We start from the raw sequence: 26,319 nt of genomic DNA on the forward strand, positions 1-26,319 counted from the left end.
TTATTTCAGTAATTTACAATGTATTCCTAATCCATTGCTTTCGGTAGGCGGTATAGACGTCGTTGCCCGGCCTGAAAATCCGTCCGTGTTTTTCCGGCACGGCTGCCCCCGCCAGCAATCCGGCACCAAGCGACGTGCCAGTTGATCCTGATACGGCTTCGACATCACGTCCCGTAAAATTTGCCAGCGCTTCAAGATAGACTGAATTTCCGGCAAACGGCCCTTCGACGATAACTGGCCCATCAGCACCCAAAAGGTGAAGGCAGGTTTCCGTCATCAGCGCCGCATAGATACAAGCGGCAACATAGCGCTCCGCATCATTGGCAGTATCGGCATTGATCCAGTGAAGATTGGAATTTGGATAGGGGCCGCAACCGGGTACGGCTGAAGGCAACGCCATGGTTTGCTGCGCCAGAACCTTTGTTACAATTTCGGGCAGGTCGGTGACCGGTGGGACAGCCAGTCTATCGGTCATGATGTCGAATTCACGCCCGCCCATGTAACGGGCGGATGGAACGGCACGTCCATAGGCATCGACATTGGCCAGCGTATCGCGTTCCGGGTCCAGCCCATCAAAATTGCCGCCAACGGCGAAACTAACAACCCACGTCCCGGTTGAGACGACCGAGAACGGGCCTTCCCGATCCATCAGATGCGCGAGCAGCGATGCGTTGGAGTCGTGAATGCCGCAACGCACCGGAACAGGCATTTTCAGGCCGATTTCCTGTGCAATTTCCGGAAGCAGGTTACCGAGTGCATCGAAGGCGGAGCGAAGCGGTGGGAACTTGTCGCGAATGTCCAGCCGGTCAACAAGGGGCGAGAAGGTGGCTTTCTTCGGCAGCCATAGATCGGTGTGGCAACCAAGTGACGTCACCTCCGTTGCGGCAACTCCGGTCAGGCGCCAGGCCCAATATTGCGGATAAGTGAATATGAAATGCGTGCGCGCAAAATCATCGGGAAACGTCATCTTCAGATAGTGAAGCTGCGCACCCAGATTGAGGCCGAGCGACAGGGTCGGCGAAAATGTATCTCGGAAATTCGGTTTGATCGCGGCATAGGCTGCGTGGGTTTCAGCCGAATAGTCGAGTTCATAGTCGAGAACTGGCATCGCCAATGTGCCATCTTCTGCGACGAGAGCCGCCGCTGCGCCATGCGTCGTGATGGAGATCGCATCAAAGCCCTGCTCTTGCGCAAATTCCGCGAGACTTGTCAGAAAGAAACGCCACAGCGCCTCGATGTCATAATGCGGATAGGGGCCATCGCGCAGCACCGTATTGGACATGCGGTTTGCAACGATCTCCTCGCCGCTTGCCGCATCGAGCACCACGACTTTGGCATTGGTCTTGCCGATATCGAGAATGGCGATGCGCTTCATGGCATATGAAAGACTGGCTTGAGGTCCACGGAAACCGGCGAATTGTCCGGGTTTGTCGCCATGATGTCTGCCATATGCGCCCACCACTTTTTCATCACTGGATGATCGGGCAGGGCGGCCATGCCATGGTTGGACTTACGTGTCAGAACGCCAAACAGGTTATTGGTCTCTTCATCGAGATAGATGGCATAGTCCGACACGCCTGCCTCGTGCAGAAGTTCGACCAGTTCCGGCCATATCTCGTCATGACGGCGGCGATATTCCATCTCCATGCCCGGATTGAGCTTCATGCGGAATGCGTAGCGTTCGCCAGTCATGCGGCGCGTCTCCCCTTGAACTGCCGGAAGAGGATCGGCAGAGAAATGGTGACGATGAGCAGGAGGCCGATGAAAATCGACATGACGATGCCCGGCACGTTGAGAAGCCCGAGCCCGAAGGTCACGAGGCCCATCACGAAAGCGGCGATCACCACGCCGACGATAGTGCCGGAACCGCCGAGGATCGACACGCCGCCCAGCACGACCATGGTAACGACTTCCAGTTCCCAGCCTTGCGCAATGGACGGACGCGTCGAGCCGAGGCGCGAGGTCAGGCAGACGGCGGCGATGCCGCTCATCACGCCCGTCATCAGGAAAAGTACGAATTTGGTTTTCTCAACCGGAATGCCGGAAAAGCGCGCCGCGAATTCATTGTTGCCGATGGCATAGATGCGGCGTCCGAAGCTGGTCCAGTGCAGCAGCACCCCGAACAGCACGGCAAACAGAACGAACAGCGCAAATTCGAAAGAGATCACCCAGAACACATAGCCCTGTCCGAAATAGGCAAAGCTTGCCGGGTAACCGCCAAAGGCCTGATCGCCCAGCACGATATAGGAAATGCCGCGGAAAAGGCTCATCGTGCCGATGGTCACAACGATGGACGGCAGTTTCAGCCCGGCAACCAGCCCGCCATTGATCGCGCCGCAGACAAGACCGGTGCCGATGCCGATCATCACGAGGCCTGGGGTACCGACACCTGCTTGCGCCGCCGCGCCCATGGCCGTCGAGGCAAGCGCGATAATGGCTGCGACCGAAAGGTCGATTTCGCCAGAGATGATAAGCAGCGTCATCGCAAAGGCGATCAATGCCTTTTCGGTGAAATTGAACGTGGCATCCGACAGGTTCCACGCATTGAGGAAGTAGGGCGAGGCGAAGGAATTGGCGATGAAAATCGCAATCGCGACACCAAGCAGAAGCATTTCCCAGCTTGCGAAGATGCGCGAGAAGGGCGTTCCGAGCCGGTCCGGAATGTGACGGCGCTGTTCGTTGTTCATGCCGCAACCTCCTCATAAGTCTTTGCAGCCTTGTCGCGCAGGATGATGCGTCCGCGCCGCTTTTCCTGCCTTGCGTTGAAGATAACGGCCAAGATGATGACAGAGCCGGAAATCGCCATCTGCCAGAAGGGCGATATGTTGATGACGGGGAGGGCGTTCTTGATGACGCCGAGGAACAGGGCGCCAAGAACCGCACCGGCGACAGAACCTATCCCGCCAAGTGTCGAGATGCCGCCAATGACGCAGGCCGCAACGCTGTCAAGTTCGAATCCGGCGGCCACATCCACATAGGCGACGGCATAGCGCGACACCCAGAGATAGCCGCAAAGCCCAGCAAGCGCCCCCGAAAGCACGAAGGCGAAGAAGCGCGTGCGGCCCACATTGATGCCGGTATAGACGGCGGCGGTCGGGTTGCCGCCGGAGGCATAAAGCGCACGTCCGAAGAATGTCCGCGTCAGCAGCACATAGACGAGCGCAACAATGAGGATCGCCGTCCAGCCTAAAAGCGGCAGGCCAAGAAAAGGCGTGCGCGGCGTGTTGAGAAATGGCGCGGTCATCTGATGCGCATTCACCCACGCGCCGCCGGAGAGTACGAAGGCCATGCCGCGATAGATGGTAAGCGTGCCAAGCGTGACGACAATCGCCGGAATGTTGAGTTTCCAGACCAGAATGCCGTTGATCGCGCCCAGAACCGCACCGATGCCAATTGCCAGCACGATCAGAAGCACGAGCGGCAGGCCCGGATAGGTGGCATTCAGCATCGCCACGGCCATGCCGGTAAAGGCAAGGTTGGCGGCGACCGACAGATCGATGGACTTGGTCAGGATGACCGCCATCTGTCCAAGTGCGATAATGATGAGGATGGACGTATCGTTGAAAATATTCGCCAGATTATGCACGCTGGCAAAGCCCGGAGCGCGGCTTGCGAACAGCCCCACCAGAAGAGCGATAATGACAAGGAGCAGGAGTTCGCGCTGCTTGAGCAACTGTTTCATCATCTACTCCGTGTTTCCAGTGGCGGCGCGCACCAACACTTCCGCATCGAGGTTGGCGCGCTCGAAGACGCCTTCCATCAGCCCTTCGCGCATGACCATCACGCGGTCAGACATGCCGATGATTTCCGGCAGTTCCGACGAGATCATGATGATGCTGAGCCCCTCGGCGGCGAGTTCGCTGATAAAGGCGTGGACAGCAGCCTTGGAACCGATATCGATGCCCTTGGTCGGCTCGTCGAGAATGATGACCTTCGGCTTGGTGGCAAGCCACTTGCCGATGACGACCTTCTGCTGGTTGCCGCCGGAAAGGGTGCCTACAGGGACCGAAAGTGCGGCGGCGCGCAGGTCAAAACGCTCGGCATATTTGCGCGCCAATGCCAGTTCTTCCGCCATGCGCAGAAAGCCATTGCGCGAAGTGCGGGCGAGCGACGGCAGCGATACATTCTGGAAGATCGGCAGTTGCAGCACGGCGCCGTGGCGCCCACGCTCTTCCGGCACATAGACGATGCCATGCGCCACCGCATCGCCGGGGCGGTGAATGCTGATCTCGCGATCTTCGAGCGTCACGCGGCCATGGGAAGGCCTGGTAATGCCGAACAGCGATTGTGCGAATTCCGAACGTCCAGCGCCGACAAGACCGTAGACGCCAAGGATTTCACCCTTGCGCAGCTCAAAGGAAATGTCGCGAAATTCGGTTGGATGCGAATAATTTTCGACCTTGAGCACCGGCTTGCCGATGGCGACATCCTGCTTGGGGAAAGCCTGTTCGACAGACCGCCCGACCATCATGCGCACAATATCGTTCTGCCGCGTATCGGCAAGCGTGCCATGTCCGACGGCGTGCCCGTCGCGGAAAACCGCATAATTATCGGCGATTTCGTAGACTTCATCGAATTTGTGGCTGATGAACAGGATGGCTTTGCCCTGTGCTTTCAAGCGCGCCACGATGCGAAACAGGTCGTCCACTTCCTTGCGCGACAGGGCTGCAGTCGGCTCGTCCATGATGACGATGCGCGAATCCACCGACAGCGCGCGGGCAATGGCGACAAGATGGCGCTGGGCGATGGACAGTTCCTTCAACTTGATGCGCGCATTGACCGTCGTTTCCAGCGAGGACAGCAAGGCCTGCGAACGGGCATAGACAGCCTTCCAGTTGACGAAACCGAACCTCGTGCGAGGCGCATGGCCGAGATAGATGTTTTCGCCCACCGACAATTCGTCGAAAAGCACGGTTTCCTGATGAATGGCCGTTACGCCGTGATCGGTCGCATCCTGTGCGGTTGCAAAATGCACCGGCTTGCCGTCGATAAGGATTTCGCCTTCGTCGGGCTGGTAGATGCCAGTCAGGATTTTCACAAGCGTGGACTTGCCAGCGCCATTCTCTCCGATCAGGGCCGTCACCTTGCCGGGATAAAGCGCGATGTTCACGTCATCGAGCGCACGCACCCCCGGAAACGTCTTGGCTATGCCGCGCATTTCCAGAATGGGCTGATCCGTGGCGGCAAGCGTCGGCTCTCCGCCGGATGGGCCGCTGGATTGAAAGGCTGCATTCATCGCAGATACCTGAAGTCGGGTTTGGAAAACGATAGGCGGCATTGGGGGTTGCATATCCAATGCCGCTTTTTTTGGACGCGCATCTTTTCCGAAAACCGGTTTCCACTTTTCGGGACGCGCTTACCGATCAGAAGACCTTGGAGAATTCGTCGATATTCGACGCGTCATAGACGAATGGATCGCTCATTGCGGCTTCGCCATTGTCACCAATCTTGATCTTGCCCATGCGCCCGGCTTCGATTTCCGAGCCCGGCTTGCCATCGGCATCACCCTTTACGAGATGATAGGCAATCTGGGTTGCCGAATAGCCAAGGTCGATCGGGTTCCAGATGGCGAATTCCTTGGTTGCGCCCGACTTGATGGCGCCGGCCATTTCGGACGGAAGACCAAGGCCGGTCACATAGACATCACCAATCTTGCCTGCATCCTTCACGGCCTGCGAGGCAGCGAGGACGCCAACGGTCGTCGGTGCCACGATGACCTTCACATTCGGATTTGAAGTCAGCAGTCCTTGCGCTTCGCGGTAGCTCTTGTCGGCCAGGTCGTCACCATAAACGGTCGTCACCAGATTGAGGCCCGGAAAATCCTTGAGCTGCTTTTTCATCTCGCCGATCCAGATATTCTGGTTGGTCGAAGTGGTGGTAGCAGACAGGATCGCGAAATCGCCCTTGCCATCCGGCAGGTGATCGGCTGCGAGCTTGAGGCACATCTTGCCGATCAGTTCGTTGGAAGACGGGTTGAGGTGGACGATACGACCTTCAGGTGCGACGCCCGAATCCCACGAGATCACCTTGATGCCGCGCTGTGCGGCCTTCTTCAGGGCAGGGACGACAGCATCCGGGTCGTTGGCCGAAATGGCGATGGCGTCCACACCCTGCGCGATCAGGGAATTGATGACCTCGATCTGACCTTCCGCCGTCGTGGTGGTCGGGCCGGTATAGATGACTTCTACGCCGCCAAGTTCCTTGGCAGCTTCCTGCGCGCCCTTGTTGGCGGCTTCGAAGAAGCCGTTACCGAGCGATTTTGCGACAAGCCCGATCTTCATATCGGCGGCCTGCGCTTGGGCAGCCATGAAGGCGACAGCCAGCGCAGTGCCTAATGCGAGTTTCTTGAAAAGTTTCATGTCTCGTTCCTCCCAGTATAAAGACATATGTTTCGCTTGTTCCGGCTCAGGCAACCTCGACAGAATCCCCTTGTTCGCCGCCCTTGCCGGTATTTGCGGAAACCTGCGCCACAATGAGCCGGATACCCGCATTTTCCACCATCCGCCGCGCCTCATCGGAAATGCCATCATCAGTGATCAGCGTGCTGACCCGGTCGAGAGGACAGAGAATGAGGCTGGACCGGCGTGTGAATTTCGATGAATCGACCATCAGGACGAGTTCATCCGCCTGGCCCATCAGTTTTTGTTCGCTCTGGATGATCAGCGCATCGGATTCCATCACGCCAAGCGGGCTGACACCCTGACAGCCCATGAACATGCGCCGTCCGTAAAAATTGCGGATGACGTCATTATCGAATGGCGACAGGATCAGGCTCTGGTCGCGATAGATCGCGCCGCCGGGCACGATCACTGTGCTTTTCGACTGGCGCAGAAGATGTTCAGCAATGGCAAACGAATTAGTCAGCACCTGAAGGCGGCGCGGAGCAAGATAATGCACCATCTGGAAAGTCGTGGACCCGCCATTGATGATGATGCTGTCGCCTTCCTCGCACAGCGCAACCGCTTCACGAGCTATTGCGCGCTTGCGATCTGCATTTTCCGATTCCGAAACCTTGAAAGGACGGCCCGCAAGATTGCCGAACTGCGGCGGATGAATAGCCTCTGCACCACCGCGTACGCGCTTGATCCTGCCCTGCATATGGAGCGACGCAATATCCCGGCGAAGTGTCGCTTCCGACGCCTCCGTCAGTTCCACCAGATCCTGAATGGTAATCACCGGCTTTTCCTGAACAGCACTCAGGATGATACGGTGGCGCTCTCTTTCGTGCATGGCTCCTCCTTGTCTTTGTATCGGGCATAAATGTCGCGCCTGTCAATCACAAACAATCACAAAGGTGCACAATAATCACATTAATGATTGATTATGATCGTTTGTGATTGACAGCAATTCGTTTGATACGTCATATCTGCCGCAACATGATCGCTTTTGCATGGGACGGATATGCGGATTGCGGTTGACCATAACAGACTTGGGAGGATGACATGGTGGCCCAAAGCAGGCTTCTCGAAAACCGATGGGATGACGCTAAGGCGGCAACGATGGATGAACCCGGCAAGCTGCTTTACCGCTCCAATCTGCTCGGTTCCGACAAGCGCATCACCAATTACGGCGGTGGCAACACGTCTGCAAAGGTCGAGGAAGCCGACCCGCTGACCGGCGAAAAGGTTCAGGTTCTCTGGGTCAAGGGATCGGGCGGCGATGTCGGCACGATCAAGCTCGACGGCTTCGCCACGCTTTATCAGGACAAGCTCGACGCGCTGAAAGGCATCTATAAGGGTGTCGAGGACGAGGACCGCATGGTCGGTTTCCTGCCGCACTGCACCTTCAATCTCAACCCGCGCGCCGCTTCCATTGATACGCCGCTGCATGGATTTGTCGCTTTCAAGCATGTGGACCACATGCATCCCGATGCGATCATCGCAATCGCCGCCTCCAAAAACTCCCGTGAACTGACGGCCGAGGTTTTCGGCGATGAGATCGGCTGGCTGCCGTGGCGTCGTCCCGGTTTCCAGCTTGGTCTCGACCTTGAAGCCTTCGTGAAGTCAAATCCTAACGCTAAGGGTGTTGCCCTTGAAAGTCATGGGCTTTTCACCTGGGCCAATGATGCGAAAACTTGTTACGAAACCACGCTCGCCATCATCAACAAGGCCATTGAATGGCTGGACCAGAAGACGGCAGGCAAGCCTGCTTTCGGTGGTGCTGTCGCGCAGAGCCTCCCAGTTTCCGAGCGCCGGGCCATTGCAGCGCGGCTGATGCCGGAAATTCGCGGACTGATCGGCAAGGATGAGCGCAAGCTCGGTCATTTCGATGATCAGGATGCCGTGCTGGAATTCGTGAACTCGAAAGAGCTGCATCCGCTCGCGGCACTCGGCACCTCCTGCCCGGACCATTTCCTGCGCACCAAAATCCGTCCGCTGGTCGTTAATTTCGATCCGGCCAAGCCCGATATCAACGCCGTGGTTGCCGGACTTGAGGGTGCACTGGAAGCCTATCGCGCCGATTACAAGCGCTATTACGAGGCGTGCAAGCATGACAATTCGCCGAAGATGCGCGATCCCAATCCGGTGATTTTCCTGATCCCCGGTGTCGGCATGCTGTCCTTCGCGCGCGACAAGGCGACTGCGCGCATCGCTGGTGAGTTTTATGTGAACGCTATCAATGTGATGCGCGGTGCATCCGGCGTATCGGAATATCAGGGCCTGCCTGAACAGGAAGCCTTCGATATCGAATATTGGCTGCTTGAAGAAGCCAAGCTGCAGCGCATGCCAAAGCCGAAGAGCCTCGCGGGGCGCATTGCATTCATTACCGGCGGCGCTGGCGGCATCGGCTTTGCCACAGCGGAACGGCTGGCAGGCGAGGGCGCTTGCGTGGTTCTGGCGGATATTGATGAAGGATCGCTCAAAACCGCTCACGAGAATCTCGTTAGGCGTTTCGGCACCGATCAGGTGCGCAGCGTGGAACTGAACGTGACCGACGAAAAGGGCGTCGTAAACGCCTTTGTCGAGGCCAGCGTTGAACTCGGCGGCATCGACATTCTGGTGTCCAATGCCGGTATTGCATCATCCGCGCCGGTGGAAACCACCGAACTCTCCATGTGGAATCGTAATATCGACATTCTGGCGACCGGCTATTTCCTCGTTTCGCGCGAGGCATTCCGCTTGTTCCGCCGCCAGAAAATCGGCGGCAATGTGGTGTTCGTCGCTTCCAAGAATGGTCTTGCAGCTTCGCCCAATGCTTCGGCCTATTGCGCTGCAAAGGCTGCGGAAATCCATCTGGCGCGTTGTCTGGCGCTGGAAGGCGCCGATGCAGGTATTCGCGTCAATGTGGTCAACCCTGATGCGGTTTTGCGCGGCTCCAAGATCTGGGACGGCGAATGGCGTGAACAGCGTGCTGCATCCTCGAAGATTGATGTTTCCGAACTTGAGGAACATTATCGCAAGCGCTCCATGCTGAAGCTGAATGTTTTCCCCGAAGACATAGCAGAGGCCATCTACTTCCTTGCAAGCGATGCTTCGGCAAAGTCGACCGGCAACATCATCAATGTCGACGCCGGAAACCAGCAGAGCTTTCCGCGCTGATCGTATAATCTGGACATTCTGGGAGGAACCATGTCCGAGCAACGCATTGCGGCAGATTTCATCGCCGAGCATAATTCCGGTTTCGATAATGCATTGAAGAGCGATTATCAGGCGCTCGGCGAACAGCTTTTGCGCCGTGGCATCGAGATCGACACGATTACAGACAAGGTGGCATCCTATTTCGTCGCCGTTCCATCATGGGGTACCGGCACGGGCGGCACCCGTTTCGGGCGCTTTCCGGGAAGGGGTGAACCGCGCGGCATTTTCGACAAGCTCGACGATTGCGCCGTCATCAACGAGCTTTGCCGTGCCACACCGAATGTTTCCCTGCATATTCCATGGGACAAGGCCGATCCGAAGAAGCTTAAAGCCCATGCGCAAGCGCTTGGTCTCGGCTTCGACGCCATGAACTCCAATACATTTGCCGACGGCGCAGACCAGAAGCTTTCCTACAAATTCGGATCGCTTACCCATGTCGATCCGGCAGTGCGGGCGCAGGCCGTCGAGCACAATATCGAATGCATCGAAATCGGAAAAGCCATAGGTTCCAAGGCCTTGACCGTATGGCTGAGCGATGGCTCCAACTTTCCGGGCCAGCAGAATTTCACCCGCGCCTTTGAGCGCTATCTGGCTTCCATGGGCGAAATCTATCACGCATTGCCCGACGACTGGCGCCTGTTCTCCGAACACAAGATGTATGAACCGGCCTTCTACTCGACGGTGGTTCAGGACTGGGGCACCAATTATCTCATCGCCTCGACACTTGGTCCGAAGGCGCAATGTCTGGTCGATCTCGGCCATCATGCGCCCAACACCAATATTGAAATGATCGTCGCGCGGCTGATCCAGTTCGGGAAACTCGGCGGATTCCATTTCAACGACAGCAAATATGGCGATGACGATCTCGACGCCGGCTCCATTGATCCGTATCGATTGTTCCTTGTTTTCAATGAGTTGGTCGATGCGGAATATCGCGGCGTGGCGGACTTCCACCCGGCCCATATGATCGACCAGTCGCATAATGTGACCGATCCGCTGGAAAGCCTGATCTCATCCGCCAATGAAATCCGCCGCGCCTATGCGCAGGCGCTTCTGGTGGATCGCGAAGCGCTGGAAACCTACCAGCAGGAAAACGATGCGCTGATGGCATCCGATACGCTCAAACGCGCCTATCGAACCGATGTCGAACCGATCCTTGCGGAAGCGCGCCGCCGCACTGGCGGAGCCATCGAACCGATTGCCGCTTACAGGGCGAGCGGCTACCGCGACAAGGTTGCGAAGGAGCGTCCGGAGAGCAAAAGCGATGGCGGGGCGTTTAACTAAAAACGCTATCCGCCACAAAATTGCCGCAAAAAGAACGGTCGTTCGCCACAATTAAAAGGCGATTTCTGTCGCTTTTCCGCTCCGATAATCGCGTTTGGTGACTCTCAGCGCGATTTTCGGAACGTTAAATTAAGGCGAAATTGCCCAAGTTTTTCATGCTCGCCTCGCTTCAGGGCGAGTATGCCATGATAGAAGAGACGTGACGATCCACCCCACACAACCACGTCACCATGATGCAGGATATATTTCGCAATCGGGTCGGTTCGCTTCAGTCCGCCAAACTGGAAAGTCGCGGGCAGACCAAGCGATACTGAAACGATCGGATTGTTGAAATCCTGTTCGTCCTTGTCCTGATGCAATGAAAGTTTCGCGCCCGGTTCATAACGATTGATGAGACAGGCATCCGGCTCGAAGTCGGGATAGCCAGCTTCATGGGCAGCACTTTGGGCAAGCGTGCGAAACGCATCCGGCATCGCAGGCCAAAGCAGGCCGGTTTCCGGGTCGTCGGTACTGTAACGATAGCCGGTCTGGTCAGTGACCCAGCCGAATTCTCCGCAATTCGTCATCGCGACCGACATGCGATACCCTCCGGGGGTCGTCATGTGACGGAAAGGCGCGGCGGCGGAAACATCCACCACCGCTTTCAAAACAGCGGCCTCGCTCGGAAGTGCAAAGCCGCGTAGAAGCACGGCGCCGGGCGCCAGGATTTCACGCGGCTCAGTCTGGTCGAAAAGATCTCTCATGCGACCTTTCTAGCACGAGATCAGGAGCGAGCCTCCCGAAACCTGCTTTCAAATTTACGCCAGCCCCATGGCCTTTTCGAAAGAGCGCATGAAAAGATCGTTCTCTTCCGGGGCACCCACGCTGACGCGGATAAAAGTCGTATAGCCTTCCTGCTTCCAGGGCTTCACGATAACGCCGTCCCGCAGGAGCTTTTCGGCCAACGCAACGGAATCCGACTTCACATCGATGAACAGAAAATTCCCTTTGGAGCGGGCGAAACGGATTTGCCGCTCGCTCAGGAAGCCGGCCAGACGCTCCCGTTCACGAAGCGCTAGCGCAATCCCCTTTGCCAGATGGTCTTTGTCGCGGCGTGCAACCAGTCCCGCTGCCTGCGCAATGCCGTTGACGTTGAAAGGCGTGCGGGCCCGATCCAGAAACCCGCGCAATTCCGGGTCGCTGACAAGCCCGAACCCGAGACGGGCTCCGGCCAACCCATAAGCCTTTGAAAAAGTGCGCAGCGCCACCCAGTTGAGAGCGCTGTCGCGCAGAAGTGCAGCGGCAGACGGATAATCCTCACCAACCGCATATTCCGCATAGGCTTCGTCAACAACCAGCAACGTTTCTGGCGAAACAGCCTCGATAACGCGCTGCATAGCTTCCGGTGTCAGCCATGTTCCGACCGGATTGAGCGGATTTGCGAATATCACGAGACGTGGAGCCGTTGCAGTCGCAGCCACCAACGCATCGATATCGACCTCAAGCGACGGCGTCACTTCAATCCGATCGACGGTCGCGCCCATTGTCGTTGCATAGTCCTCGTGCAGCGGAAAGGACGGGTAAAGTGTGACCACCCGCTCGCCGGGCCGCAAAACCGTCCGGCAGATAACGCCGATCAGGTCTTCCGATCCGTTGCCTAGAATGATGCAATCTTGCGGCCAATCGAACTCAGTCGCGATTTCCCGCGTCAGTTCGCGTCCAGATGGATCAGGGTAGAGCCGCAGCAGATCATGGGCACCGGAAAAGAGGGCCTTTACCTTCGGCGAAGGTCCGAGCGGGTTTTCGTTGGAGCCCAGTTTTGCAATCGACGGAGGGTGATAACGCGCTTCCACCTCGGCAATGGTGAGACCAGCATTATAGGGGCTAAGGCAGTGAATTTCAGGCCGAATCAGATCGCCAAGCCGGGCTTTTTCCTGTGCCATCCACGTTCTCCTCCAGTGCAGCGTTTCGCATGACGTGCGCCTTTTGGAGAGAAGTTCTAAGACTGAAATCCAATTTTGTATATATATGTATAGACAAGTTATGAAAAAGATGGTCCTATGCTGGGGAGACCACAAAAAATTGCTAAACATTAGGGCCAGAACAAGTAGAAGTTCGGGCAACAATATTGTTTTGCCAAAGGTCCGCAGGGGAACATGATGCAGGTTTTATCGCTTTTCGACCTTAGCGGGCGTAAAGCGCTGGTTACCGGTGCGAGCCGGGGACTGGGACAGGCCATTGCCGAAGCACTCGCCTCGGCTGGTGCCGATGTCGCCATTACAGCGCGCAAGTCCGACGACCTCTCCGACACGGCATCCCGTATCGCCGCTCATGGCCGCGCCTCGGCATCCCTTTCGCTCGATGTGCGCGATGTCGCGGCCTGTGGAGCCGCCATCGCGCAAGCGAAAGATGCACTCGGCGGCCTCGATATTCTCGTCAACAATGCAGGTTATGAAGAAATCCGTCCCTCGCTCGATGTGGACGAAGCGCTCTGGGATCGCATCGTGGCGACCAACCTCAAAGGCGCGTTCTTCTGCGCGCAGGCCGCTGCCCGCCACATGACCGACAGCGGAAAGGGTGGGGCGATCATCAATCTGTGCTCGCTGACCTCCTATGTCGGCGTGCCGACCGCCGCTCCCTATGGTTCTTCCAAATCCGGCCTCATGGGCATGACACACGCTCTGGCGACCGAATGGGCGCCCTCCGGCATCCGCGTCAACGGCATTGCGCCGGGCTATTTCCGCACGGCCATGACGGATGTGTTTTACGAAAACGATGACTGGCAGAAGGCGATGCTGGCCAAAATTCCGCAGGGGCGTTTCGGCGCAATGGAAGATGTTGCGGGCGCCGTGGTGTTTCTGGCAAGCGCCGCATCGTCCTATGTCACGGGGCAGGTGATCCCGATCGACGGCGGCTATCTCGCATCAATCTGATATTCTCAAGGGAAACATCAGCAGATTGCGAAACAGGATTGAAATAACTTCATAAAGCTCCTTCCGGTGCTTTGACTGAAATGGGAAACAGCGATGAATACAACCGAAACCGGAACTGGCCGTAAAGTCTCCAACGGACCGGCTGCCGTATCGGTCAACAATGTCAGCATGATCTATAACGGCTTCCATGCCGTGCGTGCGGCATCTTTCGATCTCGCCAAAGGCCGTTTTCTGACCATTCTCGGGCCATCGGGTTCCGGCAAGACGACGCTACTCCGTCTCATTGCCGGTTTCCAGAAACCCAGCATCGGCGAAATCTTCATCAACGATGAAGCTGTCAGCGCCGTGCCGCCGCACAAGCGCTCCATCGGCATGGTTTTCCAGAAACTCGCGCTTTTCCCGCATATGACGGCGGCCGAAAACGTCGCGTTTCCGCTGAAAATGCGCCGCTTCGATGCGCGTTCCATCCCCGAGCGGGTGGAACGCTATCTCGACCTCGTTCGCCTCAACGGCCTTGGCGGGCGGCGTGTGCACGAGCTGTCCGGTGGCCAGCAGCAGCGCGTGGCCATCGCGCGCGCCCTCGTTTTCGAACCGGACCTGCTTCTGCTCGACGAACCTCTGGCAGCGCTTGACCGCAAGCTGCGCGAGGAAATGCAGCTCGAATTCCGCCGTATCCAGCGGGAGCTTGGCGTCACGACCATCAATGTCACCCACGACCAGCGTGAAGCGCTCGTCGTATCTGACGAAATCATCGTCATGGATGGCGGTGAAATCCAGCAGATGGCGCAGCCATCCGAAACCTATCGCAACCCGTCCAACGCCTTTGTGGCGAACTTCATCGGCGTCACCAATTTCATTTCCGGCAAGGTATCTTCGTTCGACGGCAATCTCGTGCGGGTCGACGCGGGAACGGCTCTCGTAGGCATGGCAGGCGAGGGGCACGGACCGGTTGCCGCCGGCGCAAATGTCTCGTGCGCAATCCGCGCCGAACAGATCCGCATCGGCGGCAGCGCCGCAGCGCATGCAGAACTCGATACCGTGCTTGAAGGCATCGTTACGGATGCGATCTTCGAGGGCGAACGCATCGTCTATGAATTGCGGGTTCCTGCCTTGGGAGACGTGTTGATGCGCGTCTTCGATCACGACCCTATCGGCCACAGCCAGTTTGCAGAAGGCGAAACCGTGCATCTTGGCTGGAACGCCCGCGATCTCATCGTCTTTGCCACATGAACTAACACGTTACGGGGAAACTCCAGAGGAGAACAAAATGAGCAATCTGAAGAAGCCTTTTCTGATACTCGACCGCCGCCGCTTCCTGCAGAGCGCAGGCGCTTTTGCCGCTGCCGCCGGCACGACATCGCTCGGCCTGTCGCCCGCATTTGCTGAAGAACCGGCCAAGCCGAAGGAACTGATCGTGCGCGCCTGGGGTGGTAGCTGGGTGGACGCGCTGAAAGCTGGCGTATCCGATCCGTTTACCGCCAAGACCGGCATTTCCATCCGCCACGACCTGACGGAAGACAACGAAATCCAGCCGAAGCTCTGGGCTGCGGTCGCGCAAAAGCGTGTTCCACCGATCCACATCAACTGGGATACGACCACCAATGCAACCAAATCGGCATTGCGTGGCGTGACCGAAGACCTGTCGGACCTGTCCAATCTCAAGAACACCACCGATCTTGCCAAACCGGTTGGTCTCGACGGCTATCCGATCGTCAACACCTACGGTTATGTCTATGTGCTGGCCTATCGTCCGGAAGCCTTCCCGGATGGCCCGCCGAAGTCGTGGCACGCCCTGCTCGATCCGAAGTTCAAAGGACGCATCGCGCTCTATAATGATGGCATCGGCTTCCACTTCCCGGCGCAGGTTGCCGGTGGCGGCAAGCTGGAAGACATTCCGGGCAATATGCAGCCCGCATGGGATTTCATCACCAAGGTGAAGCAGCAGCAGCCGCTTCTCGGCGAAGACCCGGATTTCACCACCTGGTTCCAGAAGGGTGAAATCGATCTGGCCTGCACCATTTCCACCAATGCGCGCGAAGCCCAGAAAAACGGCGTCAAGATCGACTGGACCGTTCCGGAAGAGGGCGCGAAGTTCGACACAGACGGCCTTTGGATTCCAAAGGGCCTGCCGGAAAACGAGCTTTACTGGGCCAAGGAATATATCAACTTTGCGCTTACCAAGGATGCGCAGCAGGTCTGGCTCGACGGCCTTGGCCTGCCGGGCGTCGTGCCGGGCCTGACCCCGCCCGCCGATCTGGTGAATGATCCGGCCTATCCGACCAAGGAAGAGGATTTCAAACACCTCATCCGCATCTCGGCAAAAGTGCAGGTGGAAAACGAGAGCGAATGGTTCTCGAAGTTCAAGGCCATCATGCAGGGCTGATCCAGCTCCATAAAAACAAGACGGGTCGCCCGAAAGGGCGATCCGTGTGCCCGGCGTCTTCGGGCAAACATTTCGGACAAATATTCAGGAATTGAAACATGCGAGCGGCACGCACTGCCTATCCGGTTGTCTGGCGCATCATGGACGCGCTGGAAGCAATCGCAGCCTTTTTGTGGCCATCGCGGTTCAATCGCGCCGTGCCCTATCTGATGCTGTTTCCGGCGATTGCTCTGGTCGGGCTGCTGGTGCTGGGCCTGATCCAGATTGGCGATACCAGTCTTCGCACGCTCGACACCTCCACATTCCTGATGTCGGACTATTACACGCTCGCCAATTACAAGCGCGCGCTGACGGAAAGCCTGTTCGCAACCGTGGCATGGCGCAGCCTGTCCGGCTCGCTTGTCGTGACCGCGTTCACGCTCGTTCTGGCCTTTCCCTATGCCTATCTCATGGTGCGCACGCCATCGGCCGCTTTGCGCAAATTCCTGCTGATCGCGCTGTTCCTGCCGTTCTTCATCGGTCAGGTGGTACGCGCCTATGGCTGGCTCATCATTCTCGGCAATCAGGGCATGGTGAACGAGGCGCTTGGCCTTGTCGGCATCGCACCGATGCGGCTCCTCTATAATTATCCGGCGGTTCTGTTCGGTCTCATTCAATATATGTTGCCATTCGCCGTGCTGATGCTCGCACCGGCGCTGACCGCTATTCCGGAAGAAATGGAAGCGGCGGCGAGCTCGCTCGGTGCAAACTGGCTGCGGACCTTCGCCCATGTCGTCCTGCCCATGGCCCGTCCGGGCCTGATCGGCGCGGGACTGGTGGTTATGACGCTGTCACTCACCGATTTTGCCGTACCGGCAATCTTAGGCGGCGGATCGCAGGATTTCATCGCCAATGCGATCTATGACCAGTTCTTCCGCACATCCGATCAAGGGCTCGGCGCGACGCTGGCGCTGCTTCTGGTTGGTGTCGGTTCGATCCTCGTCGGGATCGTGTTCACGCTGTTCGGGGCAGGCACGCTTGCCATGGGGAGGACGCGCAAATGACCTCGCCACTGTCAAAATCCATCGTCATATGGACGTTTGTTATCGCCGTTCTGGTGCTGCTTTCCGCACCGACCATCGTTGTGCTTGGAGCCTCCTTCACGTCTGGCAACATGATTACCTTTCCGCCGGAAGGGTTTTCGCTCAAATGGTATCAGAAGATCGCCGGAACGAGCGACCTCTGGGATGCATTTCTGCGCTCGCTCTATGTCTCCTTCATCTGCACTATCGTTGCCATTCCGGTCGGAACGCTTGCTGGCATAGCGCTGGCGAAATATGCCGTGCGGTTTGAAAAGACGATCCAGATTTATCTGCTGTTGCCCTTCACCATTCCGCTGATCGGTTCCGGCATTGGCCTCATGCTGATCTTCGGTCAGGCTGGCATTCTGGGCCAGCTCTGGCCGGTAGGGATTGCGGCCTGTGTCATCAATCTGCCCTTCATGATCTGGGCTGTGACCGCAAGTGCCGCCAATCTCGATGCCGATCTGGAACTTGCCGCCGCCAATTGCGGGGCAGGGCCGATCTCAACCTTCTTCTTCGTCACGCTGCCGGTCGTCGTGCCGGGCGTCATCAGCGGCTCGCTTCTGATGTTCATTCTGGCGCTGAACGAATTTCTGGTCAGCCTGCTTCTGGTCGATGCGCGTATCGTGACGCTGCCGGTGCAGATCTACAATTCGATCCGGTCCATCATCACGCCAGACCTTGCGGCGATCTCCGTCGTCTTCATCGCCTGCGCCGCTGCCGCCATCTTCCTGCTCGACCGGCTGGTCGGGCTCGACATCTTCCTCAAATCGAAATGACCGGTTGCGCCACCACCGCAACCAGCAAGGAGCCGATCATGTCCGATGTTTCTTTTCACGAACTGGCTAAACTGGACGACGCAGCGCGCGCCGAACTTCTCAAGCGCTCGGAAACCGATCTGTCGGGCTTTATCGAGAAGGTGAAGCCGATCATCGAGGCCGTTCGCACCGAAGGCGATGCGGCGCTTGTCCGCTTTGCGCGCGATCTCGACAAGGCTGAAGTCGATCCGGCCAATATCAAGGCGACGGAAGCCGAGTTCGATGCCGCCTTCGACAAGGTGGAAAAGGACGTGATCGAGGCCATCCAGTTCGGCATCGACAATATCCGCCATTTCCATGAGGAACAGAAGCCGGAGGCCATGTGGCTGAAGGAAATGCGTCCCGGCGCCTTTGCGGGCGACCGTTTCACGCCGATCCGCTCCGTCGCGCTCTATATTCCGCGCGGCAAGGGGGCGTTTCCGTCCGTCACCATGATGACCGCCGTTCCGGCTGTAGTCGCTGGCGTGCCTGATCTTGCCATCGTCACTCCGCCCACGCCGGACGGTTCCGTCGATGCCGCAACACTTGTAGCCGCGCGCCTTGCCGGTGTGGAAACCGTCTATAAGGTCGGTGGCGCACAGGCTGTCGCTGCCGTCGCCTATGGCACGGAAACGGTGAAACCGGCGCTCAAGATCGTCGGCCCCGGCAGCCCATGGGTGGTCGCAGCCAAGCGCCTGCTTGGCGGCGTCATCGATCCCGGCCTCCCTGCCGGCCCTTCCGAAGCTGTCATTTTCGCCGACGACACGGTGAAGGGCGGACTTGCAGCACTCGATCTGCTGATCGAGGCGGAACATGGCCCGGATTCGTCGGCATGGCTCGTCACGCACAGCCGCCGCGTCGCGGAAGAAGCGCTTGCCGCATTGCCGGACCATTGGGCGCGCATGACCGAACAGCGCGTCGGCTTCTCCAAGACCGTGCTCACCGGCAAATATGGCGGTATCGTCCTGACGTCTTCCGTGGAGGAAAGCTACAAGTTCATCAATGACTATGCCCCCGAACATCTGGAGCTTCTTTCGACCGATCCGTTTGCGCATCTCGGCCACATCACCGAAGCTGCCGAAATCCTGATGGGGCCGCACACGCCGGTCGTCATCGGTAATTTCGGCCTTGGCCCGAACGCCGTGCTGCCGACCAGCCGTTGGGCGCGCACCTATGGCCCGCTTTCGGTGACGGATTTCGTCAAGCGTTCGTCCATCGGCTATGTGACGGCATCCGCCTATCCGGAATTTGCAAAGCACGCCCGCACGCTGGCGCGTTATGAAGGCTTCTCCTCGCACGAGAACGCCGTGTCGGAAATCCGCAAGGATTACCTCTGAGAAAAGCCGGGGAGGCTGACGATGAAGGCTGTGCGGCTTTATGCGGCGAAGGACTTGCGGGTCGAGACAATCGACCCGCCGACGCATCTGGAGCCGGGCTGGGTTCGATTGAAGGTGTCGGCCGCCGGTATCTGCGGCTCCGATCTGCATAATTTCATGACCGGACAATGGATCAGCCGGTCCCCTTCGGTCGCCGGTCATGAATTTGCTGGCGTCGTGACCGAGATCGGCGATGGCGTGACCGGTTTCAAACCCGGCGATACGGTGATCGCTGACTCCCGCTACTGGTGTGGCAAATGCCCGTCCTGCAAAAGCGGCAGACACAATGTCTGTGAAACGCTCGGCTTTATCGGCGAAGTCTGTGATGGCGGTTTTGCCGAGGAGACAGCACTTCCCGCGCGGCTCCTCGTTCAGTATGATTCCGGCATTGACCCCGTCGCCGCCGCCATGGGCGAGCCGCTTTCGGTGGCGCTGCACGCCATCCGCAAGCAGCGCGTGCCGTCGGGCGAAGCGGTTCTCGTTGTGGGTTGCGGGCCAATCGGCGGGCTTGCAGCGCTTCTTCTCTCCCGCCTGCATGACGGTCCCGTACTGGTCTGCGACCGCAACGACCAGCGCGCCGGTCTCGTTTCGACTGTCACCGGTGCAATCAAGGTGTCCCTCGACAAGGCGGCAATTGAAGCCGCACTCGATGGCCAGCCAATCCGCTATGCGATTGATGCCACCGGCAATATCAGCGTCCTCAAGGCAACGCTCGACGTGCTTTCCGGCGGCGGCTCGCTGGCACTGGTCGGCATATCCCATGGCAGGATCGAGCTTGATCCGAACATTCTGGTCGAGCGGGAGATCAGTCTGATCGGCTGCCATGCCTATCAGGACGAACTGCATGAAATCGCAAAGCTTCTGCCCGATCTTGAGGCGCCGCTGCTGCAGCTTGTCGACCGGGAAATCCCGCTCGATGAGGTTCCGGCCGCCTATGCACGGCTGATAGCCGGTGAGGCGAACGGCTTGAAAACGATCATACGGACAGGGATGTGACCCATGGGCGCTGGCGGCAAATCGGAACCCCATCATGCCACCGGCATGGAGCTGCCCGAAACTGCAGGGCCGCTCTATGAGAAGGTCAAGGCGCAGGTGCTGGACAACATCCGCTCCGGTCGTTGGCCCGGCAATCACCGCCTGCCGTCTGAACATGAACTGGTGGATGCGCTTGGCATTTCCCGCATGACCGTGAACCGCGCTTTGCGGGAACTGACCGATCAGGGCATATTGAAGCGTATTCAGGGCGTCGGCACTTTCGTTGCTCCTCCAAAGCCGGAAACGACGCTGATCGAAGTCGTCAATATCGCCAATGAAATCAAGGCGCGCGGCGGGCAACATCGCGCCGAAGTCGTCACCCTCGACGTCATCGAACCAACGCCCGAACTGCTCAATGCGTTTGAACTGCAAAGGAGCATTCCCATCGCCCATTCGCTGATCGTACATCTCGAAAACGATGTGCCGGTGCAGCTTGAGGAGCGCTTCGTCAATACAAACCTCGTGCAGCATTATGAGCTGCAGGATTTTCGGGCGATCACGACCTACGATTATCTTCAGAAAAGCACCCCGATGACTGAGGTTGAGCAGGTCATTTCAGCGATCACACCCGACGCAGAAATTGCACGTCTGTTGCGTCTCGACGATGGCATCGCCTGTGTGCTTCTGGACCGCCGGACATGGACAGGCGAGACGGTGGCGACCGTCAACAAGCTGATCTATGCCGGCAACCGCTACCGTCTCGGCAGCCGTTACAAGCCTGAAATCTATAGATAATCCAAACCACTCCGTAACGATCACATTTATCTGATCCGGTGCTTTTCACCGGCTGTGTTGACATTTACTGATTCTCGTAACATCTATTGTTACATGAAAAGAGACAGCAAATTATCGGGCGTTCTGCACGTCCTTCTTCACATGGCCGAACATAAAGGGCCGGTCACGTCTGAGGTTCTTGCCAAGGCCATGACCACAAATCCGGTCGTCGTGAGACGTGTCATGGGCGGTCTGCGCGAGCAGGGCTATGTTCGCTCGGAAAAGGGACACGGTGGCGGCTGGGAAATCGCCTGCGACCTTAACAAGGTTACCCTGCGTGACATTTACGAAGCCATCGGGGAGCCGGCGCTTCTGGCCATGGGCAACCGCACGGAAATGCCGGGCTGTCTGGTGGAGCAGGCAGTCAATGCTTCACTCAGCAAGGCATTCACCGACGCCGAAAACCTTCTTCTGGGGCGTTTTGGCGAGGTCACGCTTGCCATGCTGAGCGCGGATTTTCATCAACGCGCGCTGGAGCGCGGCGTAACATTCGATCTGGAGAGCAATCATGCATCATGATGCAATCATTATCGGCGGCAGCTTCGCTGGCTTGTCTGCGGCAACCTATCTGGCGCGCGGCAGACGATCTGTCCGGGTGATCGACGCCGGAAAACCGCGCAACCGTTTCGCCGAACATTCGCATGGTTTCTTTGCGCAGGACGGCAGCAACCCGCTCTCCATGCTGGAAACGGCGAAGGCGCAGGTCGAAGCCTATCCGACCGTGACCTTCACGCAAGGCAAGGCCGTTTCGGGTAGCGGCGAAATCGATAATTTTACGATCGAACTTGATAGCGGAGAGATTGTTGAGGGACGCAGACTGATCTTTGCTTTCGGCATATCGGATGATCTGCCGGATATTCCCGGCCTCGCGGAACGATGGGGAAATACCGTCATTCATTGTCCTTATTGCCACGGCTATGAATTCAGCGACCGCCAGCTCGGCGTTCTCAATCTGTCGCCCATGTCGGTGCATCAGGCCATGCTGATCTCGGAATGGGGACCGACAACCTTCTTTATCGATAAAGGGCTGGAACCGGATGCAGAGGCATTCGCAGAACTGGAACGGCGCGGCGTGAAGATCGAACACAGCCCGGTCAGTGCATTGCACGGCGAGGGGGGCGACATTTCAGAGGTCGAGCTTGAAGATGGGCGACTGGTCCCACTCAATGCGCTTTACATCGGACCACGCAATCGGCTGAACAGCCAGATTGCCGACACGTTCGGCTGCGCAATGGATGAACTGCCGCTCGGCAGAACGATACAGACAGACGGACTGAAGACGACAACCGTGCCCGGAATTTTTGCAGCAGGCGATATTACTCGTGGCGCGCACAGCGTCGCCTGGTCTGTGGCTGATGGCGTGACGGCAGGAACTGCGGCGCATCGATCCCTGGTGTTTTAGCCTCCCAATTTGTTGCATTCCGGCTACATTGGCACTCCCGTCTGCAATCGTCATATATCAGCCTCTTGCTTACGCGCTGCAGTCCTGCAAATTCAGCGTTCGTGGCCCTTCCCGCAGCGGAGATTCCTGGGCCGGATCGAGGAATTCATGGACACCGGGTCAGTTAGTTCAAGACCGCTCGCAGGCATTGCGCTTGCCTGCGGCGGTTACGCCTGTTTTGCCCTTCAGGATGCCATGGTGAAATGGCTCGTGGCGACCTATCAGGTGCCGCAGATATTGTTCATGCGCAGTCTGGTGATCGTGCTCATTACCGGCGTGCTGATACGCTATCGCCGTCATCCATCGATTTTCCGAAGCCCTTATCGCAACACCGTGGTTCTGCGTGCCGCGCTTATGCTTGGCGCGTGGCTGCTGTTCTACAATGCCGCCCGCCATCTCGAGCTGGCAGAACTGACGACGCTTTATTTCTCCGCGCCGATCATGGTCATGTTCCTGTCGATCCTCGTCCTCAAGGAGAAGATCGGACCGGGGAGATGGATCGCCTGTGCCATCGGTTTCATCGGCGTAACGGTTGCTGCGAACCCGACCCATTCGCCCAATCTTATTCCCGCCGCCATGTGTATCGTGGCAGGTTTCTGCTGGGCATGGAGCACGATCCTGATCCGGCTTGTCAGCCGCAGCGAAACCACGATGACACAGATGTATGCGACCAGCCTGTTGTTCGGCCTGGCCTGTGCACTGTCCTTTCCGTGGACATGGCAGGACCCCGATCTCAACGGCTGGCTTTTGATGATCTGTCTGGGGCTTGTATCAACCCTCGGCCAGTTCCTTCTTTATGAAGGGTTTCGCCACGCACCCGCCTCGGCGCTGGCGCCCGTGGAATATAGCGGGCTGATCTGGGCCTTTATCTACGGCTATCTCATATGGGCGGAAGTTCCGGCCGCGAATGTGTTTGCCGGTGCATTCCTGATCGTGCTGGCAAGCTTGCTGCTCATCGCCTGGGAGCAGCGACAGGCAAATCTCCGCAAGCGCCGCGCCCCCTGTTGAGAGCCTGCTCCAAAAGTCGCCCTGTGTGGCTGCAAATGGCGATTTTTCTCCGTTCCGGTGCTCATGTACCTTAAGTACACTGCGCACCGGTACTCGAAAATCACCATTTTCGCGCGCACATGCCGCTTTTGGATTCAGGCTCGAAGGCGCGGCAGTATCGCTATTGCAAAACGCTAGACCGCTTCTGCAGTCTGCCCGAGTGGCAACGGGAATAACCTGTCATATGCGATGTTGAACACGAACGCATAGACCAGATAGAAGACGACAATCGCTATATCCATCACAAGAGCGGTCACCAGCGAAATTCCCAGATACCAGGCGATGAACGGGATCAGAAGCACGATCAACCCGGCTTCGAAAAGGATCGCGTGAAGAACCCGGACGGCCATGCTCTTGTTGACGCTGCTGGTGAAGCGCAGCATCGCCTTGTCAAAACCCAGATTGAACAGAAAATTCCACACGGTTGCGGTGGTTGCCGAAACAATGCCGATGACGCCCATCTCTGCTGCAGGCTTGTCCAGAATGAAGGCGGAACCGGGTATGAAGATCGCCAGACCGATGATTTCAAACATCGTTGCGTGGCGGACACGGTCCATAAAACTGCGCATTTCCTTTAATCCCTGTTGTTAATGCGCGTGCTTCTATCTTATTATGCCAATAAGAAAAGTTAGATATTATCTGGGTTTACGATAGATGAGTATCGAACTGGAGCAACTCGAGGCCTTTGTGGCCTCTGCGGATCACGGATCATTCTCCGCCGCCGCTCGATATTTGCGCAAGGCACAGTCTGCGGTCAGCGTGCTGGTTTCCTCGCTGGAAGACGATCTCGACGTCAAGCTGTTCAGCCGTGCATCCCGCAATCCTGTGTTGACGGAAGCGGGAGCGAGGCTGTTGCCGGAAGCGCGGCTGCTGCTTGCAAGGCGGGAGCATCTGATTTCCGTCGCCAGAAATTTCGGCGATCATGTGGAAAGCCGTCTCGTGGTTGCAATCGACGAACTTTACCCCGAACCGGCCATCGCGACGCTGTTTGCAGCCTTTGCACAGGAGTTTCCGCATGTAGAGCTTGAACTGACCTTTCCGCCTTCAACCGCGATAAGCGGGCTTGTGCTGGAAGGAAGGGCGGACCTCGGCGTCATGTGGCGCGCCGAGCAGATGCCTGATGAGCTTGGCTTCCATACCATAGGCTGGGTGCCTCTGGTGCTGGTCTGCGGGCGCGAGCATCCGCTAGCACATACTGCGGTCAGTTGGGAAGATTTGAGGTCGTTTCGCCAGATCATGGCCCGAAAGCACAGCGATACGGCGGAAAGCCGCCGTTTGCGGGTCGGTGCCGAGGTCTGGTGGGTGGAAAGCCACTGGGTCATCCTGCAAATCCTCACGCGAGGGATCGGCTGGGCGTTCATTCCAGAACATATCTTGAAGGACTCACCGCTGGCGCCGGAGCTTGTCATTCCGAAACTGCAGTTCGACGAAGGTGCGCATCCGGTCGCGCTGGAGCTGATCTGGAACAAGCGGCGACGGCAGGGGTCAGCCGCACAATGGCTGCAGGAGCGCTTTGCCAAGAGCCGCTTTTGAACTTTTGATAAAGAAGATGCAAAGGGCAGGGCACAACCCTGCCCAAAGCGGATTTATACTTTTGCAGCTTCCACGAAGCGCGGATCGAAGGTTTGCGCAAATGAGATATCCGCACTTGCCAGTTCCGGATCGAGCGCCTTCAGCATCTCGAACAGGCTCTTGAAGCCGTCTTCCGCGATCAGGCCCTTTTCGGAATACATGGCGCGGGACTTCTCGAAGCCGGTCTTGTACAGCTCGCGGTCGCCGAGCAGATATTCTTCCGGCACAGCATCTGCCACGTCATCGGCAGAAGCCTTGTGAATCCAGTTCAACGATTTGACGAACGCATTGACGACCCGCTGCGTGGTTACCGGATTTGCATCGATGAAGCTCTGCTGCACGTAGACGGTCGCGGCTGGATTGGTGCCACCGAAAAGCTGGCGGGTGCCTTCTTCGGTGCGTGTATCGAGTAGCAGCGTGATGTCGCCATCGACTTCCAGTCGCGTGATGACCGGATCGAGATGAACGAGGGCGGCGATTTCGCCCTTCTTGATGGCTGCGACAGCACTTGCACCACCGCCGACACCGATGATCGAAGCAGCATCTTCGGAGAGGCCGTTCTTGATGAGCGCATATTGCAGCAGCAGAGAGGTAGACGAGCCGGGCGCCGTGACGCCGACATTCTGGCCCTTCAGATCGGCAATCGTCTTGATTTCACCGGCAAGGTCCTTGCGCACGCCGATACAGATGCCCGGAAAGCGGCCAAGCTCGCAGACGGCCTTAATGTCCTGCCCCTTGTTCTGCATGCGAATGGTGTGCTCGTATGCGCCGGTCACCACATCGACCGAACCGCCGATCAATGCCTGCAAGGACTTTGCGCCGCCACCGAAATCATTGATAGTCGCCTTGATGCCTTCTTCCTCGAAGAAGCCCTTGCGCTCGGCAATGGTGAGCGGAAGGTAATAGAAGAGCGGCTTGCCACCGACACCGAACATCAGCTCCGGCTTTTCCGGCGTTGCCGATGCATCCTGCGCATAGGCGGGAAGGCGCGAGGCTATACCCGCAAGCCCGAAGGCTGCGGCGCCCAGCAATATATCTCTACGCGTTGTCGTCATGGTT

At 57.8% G+C, this 26,319-nt stretch carries 25 protein-coding genes and 1 pseudogene; 15 read left to right on the forward strand and 11 right to left on the reverse strand.

The window, feature by feature from the left end:
* Positions 1-13: 13 nt before the first annotated feature.
* The 7 genes from MKS82_RS19520 to MKS82_RS19550 all read right to left on the reverse strand — a co-directional run bounded on the left by MKS82_RS19520 (position 14) and on the right by MKS82_RS19550 (position 7,230).
* The gene (locus MKS82_RS19520; protein WP_109988740.1) at positions 14-1,375 is read right to left on the reverse strand and encodes an FGGY-family carbohydrate kinase; all 1,362 of its coding nucleotides are present in this window, start codon (positions 1,373-1,375) and stop codon (positions 14-16) included.
* The gene (rhaM, locus tag MKS82_RS19525; protein ID WP_109988739.1) at positions 1,372-1,692 is read right to left on the reverse strand and encodes an L-rhamnose mutarotase; all 321 of its coding nucleotides are present in this window, start codon (positions 1,690-1,692) and stop codon (positions 1,372-1,374) included. The genes MKS82_RS19520 and rhaM overlap by 4 nt, the downstream gene beginning before the upstream one ends.
* Entirely contained in the window at positions 1,689-2,687 is a 999-nt protein-coding gene (locus MKS82_RS19530; protein WP_109988738.1) for an ABC transporter permease, read from the reverse strand. The genes rhaM and MKS82_RS19530 overlap by 4 nt, the downstream gene beginning before the upstream one ends.
* On the reverse strand, positions 2,684-3,682 hold the full coding sequence (locus tag MKS82_RS19535) for an ABC transporter permease (RefSeq protein ID WP_109988796.1): 999 nt from the start codon (positions 3,680-3,682) through the stop codon (positions 2,684-2,686). Before MKS82_RS19535 ends, MKS82_RS19530 begins: the two co-directional genes overlap by 4 nt.
* Positions 3,683-3,685: 3 nt before the next feature.
* Positions 3,686-5,236 (reverse strand): sugar ABC transporter ATP-binding protein, encoded by a 1,551-nt coding sequence (locus tag MKS82_RS19540; RefSeq protein WP_109988795.1) that lies wholly within the window; start codon positions 5,234-5,236, stop codon positions 3,686-3,688.
* A 127-nt stretch (positions 5,237-5,363) separates the two neighbouring features.
* Positions 5,364-6,359: a rhamnose ABC transporter substrate-binding protein gene (rhaS, locus tag MKS82_RS19545; protein ID WP_109988737.1), complete on the reverse strand. Its 996-nt coding sequence runs from the start codon at positions 6,357-6,359 to the stop codon at positions 5,364-5,366.
* Positions 6,360-6,405: 46 nt separating this feature from the next.
* Positions 6,406-7,230: a DeoR/GlpR family DNA-binding transcription regulator gene (locus MKS82_RS19550; RefSeq protein WP_109988736.1), complete on the reverse strand. Its 825-nt coding sequence runs from the start codon at positions 7,228-7,230 to the stop codon at positions 6,406-6,408.
* Positions 7,231-7,442: 212 nt separating this feature from the next.
* Between MKS82_RS19550 and MKS82_RS19555 the strand changes: the two genes are divergently transcribed.
* The gene (locus MKS82_RS19555; RefSeq protein WP_109988735.1) at positions 7,443-9,539 is read left to right on the forward strand and encodes a bifunctional rhamnulose-1-phosphate aldolase/short-chain dehydrogenase; all 2,097 of its coding nucleotides are present in this window, start codon (positions 7,443-7,445) and stop codon (positions 9,537-9,539) included.
* A gap of 30 nt (positions 9,540-9,569) precedes the next feature.
* Positions 9,570-10,862: an L-rhamnose catabolism isomerase gene (rhaI, locus tag MKS82_RS19560; RefSeq protein ID WP_109988734.1), complete on the forward strand. Its 1,293-nt coding sequence runs from the start codon at positions 9,570-9,572 to the stop codon at positions 10,860-10,862.
* A gap of 104 nt (positions 10,863-10,966) precedes the next feature.
* Here the strand turns inward: rhaI and alkB are convergent, their stop codons facing one another.
* Both alkB and MKS82_RS19570 read right to left on the reverse strand, forming a co-directional pair.
* Positions 10,967-11,605 carry a DNA oxidative demethylase AlkB gene (gene alkB / locus MKS82_RS19565; protein ID WP_109988733.1) on the reverse strand — a complete coding sequence of 213 codons (639 nt, stop codon included), beginning with the start codon at positions 11,603-11,605 and terminating at the stop codon, positions 10,967-10,969.
* 54 nt (positions 11,606-11,659) lie between these two features.
* The gene (locus tag MKS82_RS19570) at positions 11,660-12,784 is read right to left on the reverse strand and encodes a histidinol-phosphate transaminase (RefSeq protein ID WP_109988732.1); all 1,125 of its coding nucleotides are present in this window, start codon (positions 12,782-12,784) and stop codon (positions 11,660-11,662) included.
* Positions 12,785-13,000: 216 nt separating this feature from the next.
* Between MKS82_RS19570 and MKS82_RS19575 the strand changes: the two genes are divergently transcribed.
* The 12 genes and pseudogenes from MKS82_RS19575 to MKS82_RS19630 all read left to right on the forward strand — a co-directional run.
* The gene (locus MKS82_RS19575) at positions 13,001-13,774 is read left to right on the forward strand and encodes an SDR family NAD(P)-dependent oxidoreductase (RefSeq protein WP_109988731.1); all 774 of its coding nucleotides are present in this window, start codon (positions 13,001-13,003) and stop codon (positions 13,772-13,774) included.
* A gap of 93 nt (positions 13,775-13,867) precedes the next feature.
* The gene (locus MKS82_RS19580; protein WP_109988730.1) at positions 13,868-15,004 is read left to right on the forward strand and encodes an ABC transporter ATP-binding protein; all 1,137 of its coding nucleotides are present in this window, start codon (positions 13,868-13,870) and stop codon (positions 15,002-15,004) included.
* Between the two features lie 37 nt (positions 15,005-15,041).
* Complete coding sequence (locus tag MKS82_RS19585) at positions 15,042-16,157, forward strand: ABC transporter substrate-binding protein (RefSeq protein ID WP_109988729.1); 1,116 nt, start codon at positions 15,042-15,044, stop codon at positions 16,155-16,157.
* 98 nt (positions 16,158-16,255) lie between these two features.
* Positions 16,256-17,200, forward strand: coding sequence for an ABC transporter permease (locus MKS82_RS19590; RefSeq protein ID WP_109988728.1), 945 nt, complete (start codon positions 16,256-16,258; stop codon positions 17,198-17,200).
* The gene (locus MKS82_RS19595; RefSeq protein ID WP_006468850.1) at positions 17,197-17,997 is read left to right on the forward strand and encodes an ABC transporter permease; all 801 of its coding nucleotides are present in this window, start codon (positions 17,197-17,199) and stop codon (positions 17,995-17,997) included. Before MKS82_RS19590 ends, MKS82_RS19595 begins: the two co-directional genes overlap by 4 nt.
* Before the next feature lie 38 nt (positions 17,998-18,035).
* A complete protein-coding gene (gene hisD / locus MKS82_RS19600; RefSeq protein WP_010658779.1) occupies positions 18,036-19,352 on the forward strand; it encodes a histidinol dehydrogenase in 1,317 nt (438 codons plus the stop codon).
* Between the two features lie 21 nt (positions 19,353-19,373).
* Positions 19,374-20,387: a zinc-dependent alcohol dehydrogenase gene (locus tag MKS82_RS19605; protein WP_109988727.1), complete on the forward strand. Its 1,014-nt coding sequence runs from the start codon at positions 19,374-19,376 to the stop codon at positions 20,385-20,387.
* A 3-nt stretch (positions 20,388-20,390) separates the two neighbouring features.
* Positions 20,391-21,161 carry a histidine utilization repressor gene (gene hutC, locus MKS82_RS19610; protein WP_240579188.1) on the forward strand — a complete coding sequence of 257 codons (771 nt, stop codon included), beginning with the start codon at positions 20,391-20,393 and terminating at the stop codon, positions 21,159-21,161.
* 93 nt (positions 21,162-21,254) lie between these two features.
* A complete protein-coding gene (locus tag MKS82_RS19615; RefSeq protein WP_109988726.1) occupies positions 21,255-21,719 on the forward strand; it encodes an Rrf2 family transcriptional regulator in 465 nt (154 codons plus the stop codon).
* The gene (locus MKS82_RS19620) at positions 21,709-22,602 is read left to right on the forward strand and encodes an NAD(P)/FAD-dependent oxidoreductase (protein ID WP_109988725.1); all 894 of its coding nucleotides are present in this window, start codon (positions 21,709-21,711) and stop codon (positions 22,600-22,602) included. Before MKS82_RS19615 ends, MKS82_RS19620 begins: the two co-directional genes overlap by 11 nt.
* 147 nt (positions 22,603-22,749) lie before the next feature.
* Entirely contained in the window at positions 22,750-23,649 is a 900-nt protein-coding gene (locus tag MKS82_RS19625; protein WP_109988724.1) for a DMT family transporter, read from the forward strand.
* Positions 23,646-23,799 (forward strand): annotated as a pseudogene (locus MKS82_RS19630) (flagellar basal body P-ring protein FlgI); the annotation flags it as partial. The gene MKS82_RS19625 and the pseudogene MKS82_RS19630, both read left to right, overlap by 4 nt.
* A gap of 23 nt (positions 23,800-23,822) precedes the next feature.
* On the opposite strand, the gene MKS82_RS19635 reads toward MKS82_RS19630, so the two are convergent.
* The gene (locus MKS82_RS19635; protein ID WP_109988723.1) at positions 23,823-24,257 is read right to left on the reverse strand and encodes a PACE efflux transporter; all 435 of its coding nucleotides are present in this window, start codon (positions 24,255-24,257) and stop codon (positions 23,823-23,825) included.
* Between the two features lie 85 nt (positions 24,258-24,342).
* On the opposite strand from MKS82_RS19635, the gene MKS82_RS19640 reads away from it, so the two are divergent.
* The gene (locus MKS82_RS19640) at positions 24,343-25,221 is read left to right on the forward strand and encodes a LysR family transcriptional regulator (RefSeq protein WP_109988722.1); all 879 of its coding nucleotides are present in this window, start codon (positions 24,343-24,345) and stop codon (positions 25,219-25,221) included.
* Positions 25,222-25,274: 53 nt separating this feature from the next.
* On the opposite strand, the gene MKS82_RS19645 is transcribed toward MKS82_RS19640, so the two are convergent.
* A complete protein-coding gene (locus tag MKS82_RS19645) occupies positions 25,275-26,315 on the reverse strand; it encodes an ABC transporter substrate-binding protein (protein ID WP_109988721.1) in 1,041 nt (346 codons plus the stop codon).
* Positions 26,316-26,319 lie beyond the last annotated feature (4 nt).

Origin of the sequence: Ochrobactrum sp. A-1 (assembly GCF_022488005.1) — a bacterium.
GTDB lineage: Bacteria > Pseudomonadota > Alphaproteobacteria > Rhizobiales > Rhizobiaceae > Brucella.